Origin of the sequence: Streptomyces sp. NRRL B-1347 (assembly GCF_000720325.1) — a bacterium.
Taxonomy (GTDB): Bacteria; Actinomycetota; Actinomycetes; order Streptomycetales; family Streptomycetaceae; genus Streptomyces.
Genome location: NZ_JOJM01000003.1, coordinates 314492 through 327723, shown reverse-complemented (window position 1 = coordinate 327723; position 13232 = coordinate 314492). Strand labels below are relative to the sequence as shown.

Here is a 13232-nt window from a genome sequence, read left to right as displayed (position 1 = left end):
ATGGCGCTGCTCTCCCACCTCCACCGTTTCAACCAGCGGCATCCCTGGAGCCACAACGACCACTACGGCCGCTGGATCGCGGACCGGGTGGCCGCGTCCGGGGCCCGCCACGTCCTCGACGTCGGGTGCGGAACGGGGAACCTCGCCTCGCTGCTGCGCCGTCGGGCCGCCACCGTCACCGGGCTCGAACCCGATCCCGGGACGGCGCGCGCCGCGGCGGAGCGCTTCGCCGGCGATCCCGCGGTCACGGTCGTCGAGGCCGGCTTCGACGGGCGCGATCCGCAGCGGCGTTACGACGCCGTCACCCTGGTCGCCGTCCTGCACCACCTGCCGCTGACGGCCACCCTGCGGGAGCTGCGCGGCTGTCTCGCTCCGGGCGGGCGCCTCGTGATCGTCGGCTGCTACCGGGAGTCCGGGCCCGTCGACCTGCTCGCCACCCTGCCCGCCGCGCTCCTGAATCCGCTCATGGGGCTGATCAGGCATCCGGCCCGCGCCGACGCGCTGCCCCCGCACATGACGGCACCCACCGCCGACCCGCGGGAAACCCTGGGTGACATCCGCGCCGCGGCCGCGCGGGAACTGCCCGGCGCCCGGATCCGGCGCCGCCTGTTCTGGCGCTACAGCCTGGTCTACGACGCCCCCGCCGGAAGGACCCCGTAGACGGCCGCGCGGCCACCGGTGTGCCGCCCGGCTCACCTGGAACCGCTCTGCGCCGGATGACATCTGACCCACCATGAGTGCAGGGATGCTGTTCTTCGGGCTGTTCTTCATGGGGGGATGGGCAGCCGTCGTCGTCGCGCTGGTGTACGCCGCGGTCGTGCTGGTGCGCATCCGGTCGCAGGACTGGGTGCGCGACCAGGGGCACGCGGCCGTGCGGCTGCTGGTGCCGACGCCCGCGTACCTGCGCTTCGACAAGACGCTTGCCGTGCTGGCCCTCCTGGCCGACCTGTGGCTCGTGTCGGCCGCCGTCGTGTTCGGATCGGACGGCGTCTTCACCGAGGACTGGATGGGCCACCCCGGCATGATGGATCCCACCGGGCAGGGATATCAGGCCGGGGTGGTGGGCCTGCTGCGCACGACGGCATGGTGGACGTTCGGGATCGCCGCCCTGTGCCGGTGCTGGATCACGGCCGGCGTGCAGGTGTGCGTCCTGCCGCTGGCGGCCTGGTGGGTCGGATCGTTCGCCACCTACTACGCCTGAGTCCGCCGCTCGGCCTCGAATCCGCGGGAGGGGCCCTGGGGGGATGGCCCGCTCAGCCCTCCATGAGGTTCCCCATCCACGTCTCCACCTCGTCCGGCCCGCGCGGCAGGTCACCGGACATGAGCCGGGCGCCCTCCGCCGTGACGACCAGGTCGTCCTCGATGCGGACGCCGATGCCGCGCAGTTCGGGCGGCAGGGTCTCGTCGTCCGGCTGGAGGTAGAGGCCGGGTTCGACGGTCAGGACCTGGCCTTCCTCGAGGACGCCGTCCAGATAGACCTCGGTCCGCGCCTGGGCGCAGTCGTGCAGGTCGATCCCGAGCATGTGGCCGCTGCTGCACAGGGTGTAGCGGCGGTGGAAGTCGCCCTCGGGGCTCTTGAGGACGCCCCACTCGGCGAGGCCCTCGGAGATCACCCGCATCGCGGCCCGGTGGAAGTCCCGGAAGCGCGCCCCCGGCCGCAGCGCGGCGATGCCCGCGTCCTGGGCGGCGAGCACGAGTTCGTACACCTGCCGCTGGACGGGCGAGAAGCGCCCGGAGAGGGGCAGCGTGCGGGTGATGTCGGCGGTGTAGAGGGTGTCGGTCTCCACGCCCGCGTCCAGGAGGAGCAGCTCCCGTGCGTCCAGGGGGCCGTCGTTGCGGATCCAGTGCAGGACGCAGGCGTGGGCGCCGGAGGCGGCGATGGTCTCGTAGCCGGTGCCGTTGCCCTCCGCGCGGGCGCGCAGGCCGAAGACGCCCTCGATCCAGCGTTCGCCGCGCGGATGGCGCAGGGCGCGCGGCAGGGCGCGGACCACGTCCTCGAACCCGGCCGTCGTGTGGTCGACGGCCTGTTGCAGCTGGGCCACCTCCCAGGCGTCCTTGACGAGTCTCAGCTCGCTCAGGACGGTGGCGAGTTCGGCGTCCGTCGACGCGTCGCGCCCCGGCGGGAGCTTGCCGACGTCGTCCAGGTGGGCGCAGCGGACGCCGGTCATGCGCTCGGCCTCCGCCAGGTCGGGGCGGCGGCCGACCCAGAACTCGCCGTAGCGCCGGTCGCGGTAGAAGCCGCCGTCGGCGCGCGGCGAGCGGGGCCGCACGTACAGGACCGCCTCGTGCCCCTGCGGTCCGTCCGGCTCCAGAACGAGGACGTGCCCGGCCTGCTCCTCGCCGGTCAGGCCGGTGAGCCACGCGTACGCGCTGTGCGGCCGGAAGCGGTAGTCGCAGTCGTTGGAGCGGACCCGCAACTCCCCTGCGGGGACGACGAGTCGCTCCCCGGGGAAGCGGGCGGAAAGGCGTGCCCGGCGGGCCGGGGTGACGTCGGCGGCCGTGAGGCGGAGGTCGCCGGGGAGCGGGCTCGGCTCCCAGTCGCCCGCCATGAACCGCGCGAACTCAGGGGAGACGGGCAGGTCGTGGCTGACCGTCCCCAGGGCCCGCGGGGCGCCTGCCGCGGGCCGGGCGGGAGCGGCGGTGCCGGGCTGGTCAGGGGTGTCGGTCGTGGGTTCGGACACGGGTGATCCTCCTCGGTCGCGGGCCGGTCCCGCACGCTCCTGGCGGGCGGGCCGGCTGGGACACAGCTGGATAACGGAGCGCCTGACCCCTTGTCAGTGCAATTTCACATTACTACGTTACGCGTCACATGGCGTCAGGAGTTCGAATGGGACTCCGGCGTCAAGTACCGCTATTCAGCGGGCAGTTGGTGTCAATTCCACCGCTGCCCCACGTGCTTTCCCATGACCCCCACCCTGGGAGCTCTCTGTGTTTCCTTCGAGAACCCTGCGCAGATCCCTGCTCACCGCCGCGACAGCGGTGACCCTCTGCGTGACCGCCGCCCCGCTCGGGCAGGCGGACACCCCGTCCGCCCCGTCCGACGCGACACGGCAGGCCGCCGCGCGACCGGGGCCCGCAGCGCCCGACCCGCACGACCGGGCCGACCGCCTGGCCAAGGCGCCCAAGCCCGAGGCCCGGCGGCTCCCCGCCCCGGGCGGCCTCACCGACGGCCGCGTCCCCGGCCCCCGTACGCCCAAGCCCAAGCACCGGACCGCGGCCGCCGGGTGCACGCTCGACGACCTCACCCGCCTCTCCCCGGAGGGCCTGGCCGACTTCCTCGCCGACCGGGCCGTCACCGCCGACGGCTGTCTGCGCTCGCTGATCTGGACCTGGGACCGGCGCCTCGCCCCGGTGATGTCCGACGCGCACGTGCAGGCCGTATCCCGGCGCATCGGCGCGCTCGCCGCGAGCCACGACGGCAAGAACGGCAGCCACCTCCTGGAGATGTTCACCTATCTGCACGCGGTGGCGTACCACGACTTCTCCCGCGACGAGATCGACGTCACCGACGCGCCGACGGTCGCGGCCATGCGGGCGGCCATCGACGCCTTCGGCACGGCGGCCCGCACCTTCGACGTGACCGGCACGAACGCCGAGACGCTCCGCGAGGCCCTCTACGCGGCGAGCGCGCCGGGCCTGCGCCAGCACCAACTGCCGCTCGTCAAGCGGGTCCTGAAGACCATGGACGCCAACCGCCCGGACACCTACAAGGACCGCTCCTGGGCCGGCTCGGTGCTCGCCGCGCTCTCCCTGAACTACCTGGGCGTCTACCCCGGCAACCGGGACACCGCCTTCCACGCCGCCGTCGCCGCCGACCCCTCCTACCGCGCCGCCTTCAAGGCCTTCGCGGGCCACGCCCATCTGAAGGGCACGGACAACGCCTGGGTGGCGCGCGACGCCCTCCTGGAGTACGGCCGCATGGGCCAGGTCGAGGCGGTGCGCACCGAGATCGTCTCCGGGCTCGGCGGGCTCCTCGACGTCACCGCCCGCACGTTCGGCGACTTCAGCGCGCCGTGGGCGAAGGTCGCCACCTGGCTCGTCGAGTTCGAGGCCTGCGCGCCGTACAAGGTGTGCCGCGAGGACATCGAGAAGAAGCTGTTCCCGCAGACGTACAGCTACGGCAAGCAGGGGACGGACGGGATCGTGGTGCGGCACGCGCTCGACCGCGCCACCGTCGACCAGCTCTACTACGCGAGCCAGCAGGTCAAGGCGCAGTTCCACCGCGTGGTCGGCACCCAGGAGCCGCTCAAGGGCGACACCAACTCCAGCCTGCGGGTGGTCCTGTACTCCTCGCGCGCCGAGTACGAGAACTTCCAGCCGCTCCTGACCGGTCTGAGCACCGACAACGGCGGCATGTACATCGAGAAGGGCGCCACCTTCTACACCTACCAGCGCCGCGTCCCCCAGGACTCCTCGCTCACCCTCGAAGAGCTGTTCCGGCACGAGTACACGCACTACCTCAACGGCCGCTGGGCGGTGCCCGGATCCTTCGGCGAGGGCCCCTGGTACCAGGGCGACCGCACCACGGCGATGGACGAGGGCACCGCGGAGTTCTTCGACGGCGCCACCCGCGACGACGGCATCAAGGTCCGCAAGTCCCTGGTCAAGGGCATCATCGCCGACACGGCGAACGGCGGCCCGCGGATGAGCGTCAACCAGCTCCTGCACGCCACCTACGACGGCGACGGCTTCCGCTTCTACAACTACGCGGGCACGTTCTTCGAGTACCTGTGGACCGAGCACCCCGCCCTGCTCCAGGAGATGTACGGCCTGCTGCGCAAGGACGACCCGGCGGCCTTCGACGCCTGGCGCGACCGGCTCGGCAAGGACACGCACATCCAGTCCGAGTACGACGCCTTCCTCGACGAGCAGATCGCCAAGGTCAACGACCTGTTCGTGCCCGACACCAAGTACGTTCCGGTGAGCGAGTTGCGCGACACCTCGGCGACCCAGATCCGCGACTCCATCAAGGCGACGACGGGCTTCACCCCGGAGTGCGCGGCAGGCGGCTCGCAGGACCGCCCGCGCTTCGCCTGCACGGGCCGGATCACGGCCCGCCTCACCGACTCCCAGGACGAGGACGTGGTCTACAAGGACATGTCCGAGACGGTCGACTACTTCATCCTCGATCGGGCCAAGGGCGGTGACAACAACCTCACCGACATGAACTGCTCGTTCGGTGCCGTGGACATCTGGACCGACGGGCGCGGCGGTACGTCCGACTTCCGCTGCGAGGGCCCGCTGCGCGGCTGATCCACAGGTCAGCGCGCGAGCAGCCGCGCGACCCGCTCGGCCGTCCAGTGACCCAGGGCGCCCGGGCGGGCCGCGAGGTAGGCGGAGACGGCGGCCTCACCCCAGGCCGCCGTCTCCAGCAGGCCCGCACCCAGGTGCCGCAGATACGCGCCCGCGGGCGGGTTGAGGGCCACGTCCGCGAGCCGCCAGGGCGCCGTGAAGGTCAGCAGCGGCAGCCCGTCGAGCAGCCCAGGGCACACCAGCGTCTCGTAGCGACCGTCGCCGAGGCGGGCCCGCCCGTCCCGGACCGCCGCCGTCAGATCGAGGTCCGTGCCGGGGCTGCGGTACATCTCCTGCGCGGCGATGTCGGAGAACTGCCCGCGGGTCACCAGGTGGGCCCGGGCGTACAGGAGTCCTTCGGCGTCCGCGTCGTAGAAGGCCCGCCCGCCCGTCCACAGCGCCGACTCCGTCGCGAAGTACAGGGCGCCCGGCAGCTCCACGGCACGCGAGACCTCCGGCGGCCGCCGGTCGCGGCAGCCGGGGTGGTCCCGGGACGAGCCAGGGGGCCTGCCGCCCGCGATGTACGCCATGAGGCGGTCGAGGTGCATGTTCGAGCCGTAGGAGACGTACCAGACGCGCTCCAGGGCCGGGTCGGGGCTCAGCACATGAGGCTCCGTGTGCGGTGTGGTGCTTGTCACCCAGTATGAGCGGTCATCCGTCGAAAGTCTTCGAAAAGAAGATCGACGTCTCCCTATACTTCGCTTTGTTCGAAGGGTGGGGGGCTGCGCCTTCGTGACGTCCCTCAGCCCTGCCGTTTTCCGCGCAAGAATGAGGAATCCGCATGTCGCGCAAGAGCCTGGTCACCGCCGGTCTGCTCGCCACCGCTCTCACCGCCGCCCTGGCGCCGACCGCGCAGGCCGCGGGCACGGGCACCATCACGCGCGCCGAGTACGACAAGGTGAAGCTGGGCGCGAGCATCGCCAAGCTGCACGCCGTCGCCGGCAAGGGCGCTTGCAAGAAGACCGCGAGCGACAGCTTCCCGGGCTACTCCAGCAAGACGTACACGTGCAAGGGCAACAAGCGGTACAGCACGGCGGACTTCTTCTTCGGCAACGGCAAGCTGGAGATCAAGTCGCAGGCCGGTCTGGACGGCAAGGAGTCCAACGGCAAGATGACGAAGGCCAAGTACAAGAAGATCACCAAGGGCAAGACCATCGCCCAGATGCACTCCATCGCGGGCAAGGGCGTCTGCGTGCGCTACGTCGACTCCGAGGCCAAGGGCGCGAAGTCGGCGATCTACACGTGTGAGCAGAAGTCGACGTACGGCGTGGCCTCGTTCTCCTTCACCAACGGCAAGCTCGACGGCCGCAGCCAGACCGGCCTGCGCTAGTCACCCGCTTCGGGGCCGCCGTTGGACGAGTGACACCGACGGCGGCACCTGCTCGTCGCCGAGGCGGGCCTCGAAGGTCAGCGGGTGGTCCACTCCGGTGGTCACCCGCGCGCCCGCCGTCACCGTGAAGGGGACCCGTACGCGTCCGCGCGCGGGCACCCGGACCTCCGTCACGCGGCGGGGCGTCACCGACCAGCCGGCGGGCGGGCGCGCGGTGAGGGTGACCGTCCGCGCCGTGGGGTTGAAGTTGTAGACGGCCAGGTGCATACGGGTCGTCCCGCCCAGGCGGTAGCCGAGCGGCGGTTCGGCGTCGCCGTCGGCCTTGTTCGGTGCCGATTCGGCCGCCGCGAACCGCTGGTCGAGGACGATGTGTTCGGCAGGGGACAGCGGCCGCGTCCGTGTGCGGCCGTCTCCCGCGGGCGGCTTGGGACGCCGCTCGGGGGGTGCGTCGGTCACCAGGTAGAGCGGGTCGCGGGACGCCTTCACCCGGACCGTTCCCCGCCGCGACCGGGGCGGTGTGCCCCGGGGCGCGCCCATGATGTCGTACACGCGCGTCGGCCCGTCCGGCACCGGCACGTCCACGGACCTCGCCCGGGGCGCGCACACCACCGTCACGGTCCGGCCCGCGCCGTCCGCGAAGACGAAACCGGCCGCGCGCGGCAGCAACTCCGCCAGCAGGCCCGCGAAGTTCGCCTCGCCGAGCAGCGCGGTGAGCGCCGCGTACGCGCTGAACGCGGGCAGCGGCTGGAAGGCCCGGCTGAACAGCGCGAACGACACGCCGTCGTCCGTGCACGGCGGCCCGCAGAACCAGAACTGCCGGTCCGTGCCCGCGGCCAGGCTCTCCACCGTGGACATCACCAGATAGCGGGCCTGGGTGCGCTGCGTGGCGTACGCGGGGTCGCCGCCCGGCACGGCGGGCAGGAACGCCCCGCACTCCGTCATCCACATCGCCGCCTCGCGGCCCGGCACCCCGAACCGCCGCCGCAGCTCCTGCTGCTCCTCCGGCGCCGACGACGGCTCGGGGTCGGTGTCGTCGAGCGGCGGATAGCCGTGGAAGCTCCACACGTCGGCGTACCGCACCACGTCGTTGCGGAGCATCAGCTCCTGGAACACGCCCTCCTGGGCGATGCCCGGAAGCACCACCGGGGGCGCGTCCGGCTGGTCGGCGATGCCGAGCGCCGCCGCCTTGACGTACGCGGCGTGCTGGTCGCCGGTGCTCGCGGTGGCGTCCACGTCCGGCTCGTTCGACAGCTGGAGCGCGTCGGCCGCCGCGCGACCGCCGCGCCCCGCCAGATGGGCCGCGTAGCGGTAGGCGTCGCGCAGGTCGGCGGGCAGCGGCACGGAGGTCTGCGTCAACGCCCAGTCGGGCGGCGGCGAGACGACCTCGGTGACCTTCAGGCCGTGGTCCTGGAAGGCGGCGAGCGCGGTCTCGTACGGCTCCCCGGCGAACGGGGCGTGCCGGGCGCGCTGCACGGCGGGCCAGGAGCCGCCGTCGCGGACGTGGCCGACGCCCAGGGCCGCGAGGGCCGAGGCGAGCGCGGGCAGCCGCGCGGGCGGCACGAGGGCGTAGGTGGCGACGTTGACGCCGAAGCGGTTCGCCGGGCCCCGCACCGGCCGCTGCTCCGGAAGGCGCGCGAAGCGCCCGGTGACCGTGGCCTTCGGGGCCGAACCGAGGGCCGCGACGGCGCGGTAGGCGCCGGGCGGCAGCGCGGGCAGGGGGAGCGCGGCACCGGTGGCGCCCGCCGGGACGCGCACGGAGCCGGAGGCCACCTCCTTCGAGGAGTGGTCGAGCAGGCGGTAGGAGACGCTCAGCGGCTCCGGCGCCGCCGCGTTCAGCTCGAAGGCGAGGGTCGCGCGCTCGTCGTCGCGGTAGTGGCCGAGGTTGTCCACCGGATCCCCCGCGCGCTCCCGTACGCGCACGGCGCGCAGCGCGACCGGCACCGGGGTGAGGGTGAACTCGTCCAGGAGGAACCGGTATCCGGTGTACGCGTCCAGGACGGTCGGGCCCGCGACGGTGAACGTGAGGGTGTTGGCGCCGCGGCGCAGCTCGACGTCGCCCAGCACGGCCCGGGACAGCTCGCCCCACGCCTTCGGGGACTCGTACCAGTGGGGCTGGGAGTGGACGAGCGGGATCGGCGCGGCGTCGTTGACGGTCAGCCGGAGGCAGGAGCCCGGCTGCTCGGCGTGCGGCTGCTCCACGGGCACGGAGACCACCGCCGTCAGGCGGTACGGCCCGGCGGCCGGGACGTCCACGGTGTACGTGGCGTACCAGCCGCCGCGCGCGGGCGGTGAATCGGCGGTGCCCAGGGCCAGGTAGGCGCCGCCCGAAGCCCTGGGGTCGCGGGCGACGGGGATGGTCGTGCGGGCCGGGGACTCACCCGGGACGGTGATCACCCCCTTCTTCGGTGCGCCCTTCGGCGCAGGGGCCGCTGCGGTCGCGCGGGTCACGGCGGAGGCGGTCGCCAGGGCGAGCCCTGCGGCGATGCCTCCCGTGACGGCGGTGCGTCGGTCGATGCTCATGGCTCCAGCACACCGCGGCCGGTGCGGGGGCGCGTCCTGCGCGGGCAGGGGCTCGGCACCGACCTGTTGGCCGGTGCCTTCTCCACCCAGGGGTGGAGAGGCGCGCGGGTAGGGTCGCGGCGTGGGACGGGGATCGGGGGGCCGGGTGTCGCCGACGGGGTGGCTCGACGGGGATCAGCGAGGGGCGGGCCGGGTGTCGCCGACGCGGCGGTTCGACGGCGTCCAGTGAAGGGCGGGTCAGGCGTGGCCGACGCGGTGGTCCGGCAGGGGCCAGGGAGGGGCGGACCCGGCGTCGCCGACGCGGCGGTCCCCGCGCTGCTCCTCACCGGACACGTGATCGCGGCGGTTCTGGGCGCCGTCCTCGGCGCGGACCGTGCCGGGGCCTGGCCGTCGGCTCTCGGATTCCTCGCGGTGCTCGTGTCGGCGGCGGCCCTGCTGCGGCGGGCGGCGGCACCGCTGCCGGTGTTCTGCGCGGTGCTCACGGCCGACGCGACGACCCGGGCGCTGCTGCCGGAGGCCGCGCTGACGCCCGCGCTGCCCGGCGCGGTCTGGGTCGCGCTGTTCTCGCTGTCCGTGCGGCGCCCCGCGCGGGTCGCGCTGTCCGCGGCCGCGCTCGCCACCGCGTCAACTCCCTTGCAGGGGACGGGCGGTGACGCGACAGGGCCACTTCTCGACGAGCTGCTCGCGGGCGCCCTGCTGCACCTCGTGATCGTGCTGTGCGGGCGCCTGCGCGCCCACCGCGAGGACCGCCGCGCCCGCCTCGTCGCCCGCCTCGCCGACATGGACGGCGAACGCCGGGCCGCGGCCGACGCCGAACGCGAACGACTCGCCCGCGACCTGCACGACACCGCCGGACACCACCTCACCGCCATCGCCGTCCAGGGCGCGACCGCGCTGCGGCTCGCGGACACCCGCCCCGAACTGGCCGACGAGGCCCTCGCCCACGGCGCCGCGGTGGGCCGTGACGTCCTGGCCGCCCTCGGCGAACTCGTCACCGTGGTCGCCGACGAGCCGGGCGAAGGGGCCCTGCACGAGGTCCTGCCGCCGCTGTGCGCGGGCCTGGAACGCCTCGGCGTGCCCGTCACCCTCGACGTCCGCGGCCGCCCCCGCGCCCTGCCGCCCGCCGTCCGCGTGACCGCGTACCGCGTCGTCCAGGAGTCCCTGACCAACGCGATGCGGTACGCCGCCGGAGCGCCGGTCGTCGTCCACGTCCGGTACGGCTTCGGCCACGTGACGGTCACCGCGACGAACGGCCTCGCGCGCGAGCCCGGGGCACCGGGCAGCGGTCTCGGCACAGGGCGGGGGCTCGCGAACCTCACGGAACGGGCCGCGGCCGTGGGCGGGCGGCTGACCGCGGGCCCGGGGGAGCGCGGCGGCTGGACCGTCACCGCGACCCTGCCGACGCGGGCGCCGCGCACCTGGTGGCCGAGGGCGGCGGACGTGGCGCTGGCCACGGCGTGTACGGCGCTTCCGCTGCTCGCGGTCGTGCCGCCGCCGAAACTTGGCGAACTGTGCGTGCTCGGCGCACTGTTGGCGACCCACGCGGCCCCCTTGCTGCTGCGCCGCCGGGCTCCCGCGACGGCTCTCGCGGCGCCGCTCGCCGTGTCCCTGGTCTGGGCGGTGGCCACGGTCGCGGGCGCGCTGCCCTTCGCCTGGCTCGCGGCCCTCGCCTTCGCGTGGGCGGTGGAGCTGGCCGGGCTGCACGCGGTGGGCGCCTACGGTCCCGCGCGCGACCTGGCCCGCGCCGGTCGCGGTCGGCGTTGTCGGCGGCGCGGTACTGGGGCTCGCGGTGGCGAGCGACCCGGCCGAGTCGGCGGGCCCCGGCACCGTGGCGCTGCTCGCGGCCCTCGGTCTGATGGCGGTGCCGTGGCTGCTGCCCGTCTGGGCGCTCGGCCTGCTCACCCGCGCCCGCAGGGGCGACGGCGGACGCTGGGAGCGACGCGTGCTCGACGCGATGGCCGCGCGCGTCGGCGACGCGGTGACCGACGAGCGCCACCGCGTCGCCACGGGCCTGCACGGCACGGTCGTCGAACACACCGCGCGACTCGTCCGCCGCGCCGAAGCGGGCCTCGCCGCGCCCGATGACCGCCGCTCGGCACTGGCCGGGATGACGGACGCGGCCCGCGGGGCGCTCGCCGGACTGCGGGACCTGCTGGACGCGATGGACGCCGCCCGGCTGCCCTAGGCCTGCCCGGCGGGTCGGCGCGGGTGGAGTGTCGGCCGTCCGACAGGGCTTCCGGTGGCCAGTCGGCGATATGTCGGTGGCCGCTGCGACCGTGGGTGCCGTGCCGTGCCGTGCCGTGCCGCGCTGCGCCGTGCCGTCCGGCCAGCAGCCGCAGCCCTCCTCACCGGCAAGGGACTCCCGTCATGTCGTCCGGATTCTCCGCCCCGCCCTGGAGCGTCCGAAGGCTGCGGCGTGCCGACGGGCGCGTCTTCCTGGTCACCGGTGGCAACGCGGGCATCGGGTACTTCGTAGCGGAGCAGTTGTCGGCAACCGGAGCGACCGTCGGCACGCGGCAGCCGGAATCTCGCGAAGGCCGAGGCCGCCACTGCCTGATGCGCGGGCGTGTCGCCGGTGCGCGGGTGCGAGCCGCACGGTTGGACCGCACGGTGTCGAGCGTGGTGGTCCACCCCGGCGGCGCGCTGGACTCCCTCACGCCCGCCCGGCCACCGGTCCGGGCCGGCGTCGATCCCGGCGCCTTCCCCTGCTTGCTTCGCCGAGGTCCAGGCTCAATTAGGCCGTGAACTGACCTATACGGCCTCTACCGTCAGGACGTCGCAAGGAACGGAAAGCGCCGTGGCGCGGCAAGCCGCTTCGACGGCAAGTCGCTACGAAAGGACGAGACCGATGAACCGCACCGCACCCGAGGGGTACACCAACGTCGCGCCCTGGGTGGTCACCGACGACACCGGCGCACTGCTCGACTTCGTCGCCGCCGCGTTCGACGGGCAGGAACTCGCCCGGGTGCCGGTCGAGGACGGCACCATCGGCCACGGCGAGATCCGGGTCGGCGACACGGTCGTGCTGGCCTTCGACCGGCGGCCCGACTGGCCGGTGATGCCCTCGCTCCTGCGGGTGTACGTCCCTGACGCGGACGCCGCCGTGGCCGCCGCCGTCGCCCACGGCGGGCGGGTCGTCACCGAGGTCTCCGACGGCGCCTGGGGCGACCGCGGCGGCAGGGTGCGCGACCCCTTCGGCAACATCTGGTGGGTGGTCAGCCGCCAGGAGGAGGTCGCGCCGGACGAGGCCTGGCAGCGCATGTCCGAGCCGAAGTACGCCGAGGCGATGCGGGTCGCGCAGGAGACCCTGGACGCCGAACTCAGCGGCCGCGAGCAGGGCTTGGCGAGCCCGCCGCTGCGCCCGAACGACTGACCGGCCCGGCCTCGGGACTCGTATATCAGGCCCCGCCCACCAGGGTCCGGATGAGCCGCTCCACCTCGCCCTGCGGGTCCGGCGTGCCCATCCACCCCGTCATCAGCAGGTGGTGCAGGGTCCCGACCAGGGCGAGGGCGACGGACGCCGTGTCCAGGTGCTGAGGGGCGCGCTCGAGGCGCTGCTCCTCGCGGAGGTACGCGTCGATCGACTGCTGGACCGCGCCGAAGCCGGGGGCGCCCGCCCGCCAGGCCGCGCGGATGCGCTGGGCGGCGGCCGGGCGGGTCACGGCCAGTTCCACGACCGCGGGGTCCAGGGCGAGGACCGCCGCGGCCACGGCGGCGAGGTTGTCGGGCACGGTCGCCGTGCCCGCCCGGCCGGGCAGCCCCTCGGCCCGCGCCGCGGCGCGGGCGAAGCGGTCCAGGCAGAGCTCGGCGATGAACTGGTCGAGGCCCGCGAAGTGCGTGTGCAGGACGCCCTTGGCGCAGCCCGCCTCCTCCGTGACCGCCCGGCTGGTCAGGGCGGCCGCGCCGGACCGGGCGAGCACGCGTTCCGCGGCGTCGAACAGCCGCTCTCGCAGATCGGGGATCGCGACTCCGCGCGGTGACATCAAGTCCCTCCCAGGACAAGGCGATTGCCAGTATGGGCGTGCGCCCATACTATTTGGGCACTCGCCCATTCTAGGGTGCCCGGCTCCACCGCTGGAGGTCATCTCGC

Annotated in this window: 10 protein-coding genes and 1 pseudogene; 7 read left to right on the top strand and 4 right to left on the bottom strand. The window is 74.0% G+C overall.

The features are described from left to right. Nucleotides 1-660, top strand: a complete 660-nt coding sequence (locus tag IG74_RS0103930) for a class I SAM-dependent methyltransferase (RefSeq protein WP_030669605.1) — start codon at nt 1-3, stop codon at nt 658-660. A 73-nt stretch (nt 661-733) separates the two neighbouring features. Continuing rightward, nucleotides 734-1201: a hypothetical protein gene (locus IG74_RS0103925; RefSeq protein ID WP_234334197.1), complete on the top strand. Its 468-nt coding sequence runs from the start codon at nt 734-736 to the stop codon at nt 1199-1201. Between the two features lie 52 nt (nt 1202-1253). On the opposite strand, the gene IG74_RS0103920 is transcribed toward IG74_RS0103925, so the two are convergent. Then, complete coding sequence (locus IG74_RS0103920) at nt 1254-2600, bottom strand: aminopeptidase P family protein (protein WP_030669602.1); 1347 nt, start codon at nt 2598-2600, stop codon at nt 1254-1256. A 328-nt stretch (nt 2601-2928) separates the two neighbouring features. Here IG74_RS0103920 and IG74_RS0103915 point away from each other — a divergent pair, with 328 nt between their 5' ends. After that, complete coding sequence (locus tag IG74_RS0103915; protein WP_030669600.1) at nt 2929-5253, top strand: collagenase; 2325 nt, start codon at nt 2929-2931, stop codon at nt 5251-5253. 8 nt (nt 5254-5261) lie between these two features. Here IG74_RS0103915 and IG74_RS0103910 read toward each other — a convergent pair whose 3' ends face one another. Then, nucleotides 5262-5840: a hypothetical protein gene (locus IG74_RS0103910; protein ID WP_051854571.1), complete on the bottom strand. Its 579-nt coding sequence runs from the start codon at nt 5838-5840 to the stop codon at nt 5262-5264. Nucleotides 5841-6073: 233 nt separating this feature from the next. On the opposite strand from IG74_RS0103910, the gene IG74_RS0103905 reads away from it, so the two are divergent. Continuing rightward, nucleotides 6074-6622: a hypothetical protein gene (locus IG74_RS0103905; RefSeq protein ID WP_030669594.1), complete on the top strand. Its 549-nt coding sequence runs from the start codon at nt 6074-6076 to the stop codon at nt 6620-6622. Here the strand turns inward: IG74_RS0103905 and IG74_RS0103900 are convergent, their stop codons facing one another. Further along, a complete protein-coding gene (locus IG74_RS0103900) occupies nt 6623-9142 on the bottom strand; it encodes a hypothetical protein (RefSeq protein ID WP_030669591.1) in 2520 nt (839 codons plus the stop codon). A 243-nt stretch (nt 9143-9385) separates the two neighbouring features. On the opposite strand from IG74_RS0103900, the gene IG74_RS49070 reads away from it, so the two are divergent. The 3 genes and pseudogenes from IG74_RS49070 to IG74_RS0103880 all read left to right on the top strand — a co-directional run bounded on the left by IG74_RS49070 (nt 9386) and on the right by IG74_RS0103880 (nt 12515). Further along, nucleotides 9386-11227 (top strand): sensor histidine kinase, encoded by a 1842-nt coding sequence (locus tag IG74_RS49070; protein ID WP_107058859.1) that lies wholly within the window; start codon nt 9386-9388, stop codon nt 11225-11227. 282 nt (nt 11228-11509) lie between these two features. Next, a pseudogene (locus IG74_RS54615) lies at nt 11510-11746 on the top strand (SDR family NAD(P)-dependent oxidoreductase); the annotation flags it as partial. Nucleotides 11747-11990: 244 nt separating this feature from the next. Beyond that, complete coding sequence (locus tag IG74_RS0103880) at nt 11991-12515, top strand: VOC family protein (protein WP_030669582.1); 525 nt, start codon at nt 11991-11993, stop codon at nt 12513-12515. Between the two features lie 25 nt (nt 12516-12540). Here the strand turns inward: IG74_RS0103880 and IG74_RS0103875 are convergent, their stop codons facing one another. After that, nucleotides 12541-13125, bottom strand: a complete 585-nt coding sequence (locus tag IG74_RS0103875; RefSeq protein WP_030669579.1) for a TetR/AcrR family transcriptional regulator — start codon at nt 13123-13125, stop codon at nt 12541-12543. Nucleotides 13126-13232 lie beyond the last annotated feature (107 nt).

What these genes read in the sequence shown, in the direction of transcription:
- IG74_RS0103930 (WP_030669605.1), top strand. Translation starts at nt 1, where the DNA reads ATGGCGCTGCTCTCCCACCTCCACCGTTTCAACCAGCGGCATCCCTGG.
- IG74_RS0103925 (WP_234334197.1), top strand. Translation starts at nt 734, where the DNA reads ATGAGTGCAGGGATGCTGTTCTTCGGGCTGTTCTTCATGGGGGGATGG.
- IG74_RS0103910 (WP_051854571.1), bottom strand. Translation starts at nt 5,840, where the DNA reads ATGCACCTCGACCGCCTCATGGCGTACATCGCGGGCGGCAGGCCCCCT.
- IG74_RS0103905 (WP_030669594.1), top strand. Translation starts at nt 6,074, where the DNA reads ATGTCGCGCAAGAGCCTGGTCACCGCCGGTCTGCTCGCCACCGCTCTC.
- IG74_RS0103900 (WP_030669591.1), bottom strand. Translation starts at nt 9,142, where the DNA reads ATGAGCATCGACCGACGCACCGCCGTCACGGGAGGCATCGCCGCAGGG.
- IG74_RS0103880 (WP_030669582.1), top strand. Translation starts at nt 11,991, where the DNA reads ATGAACCGCACCGCACCCGAGGGGTACACCAACGTCGCGCCCTGGGTG.
- IG74_RS0103875 (WP_030669579.1), bottom strand. Translation starts at nt 13,125, where the DNA reads ATGTCACCGCGCGGAGTCGCGATCCCCGATCTGCGAGAGCGGCTGTTC.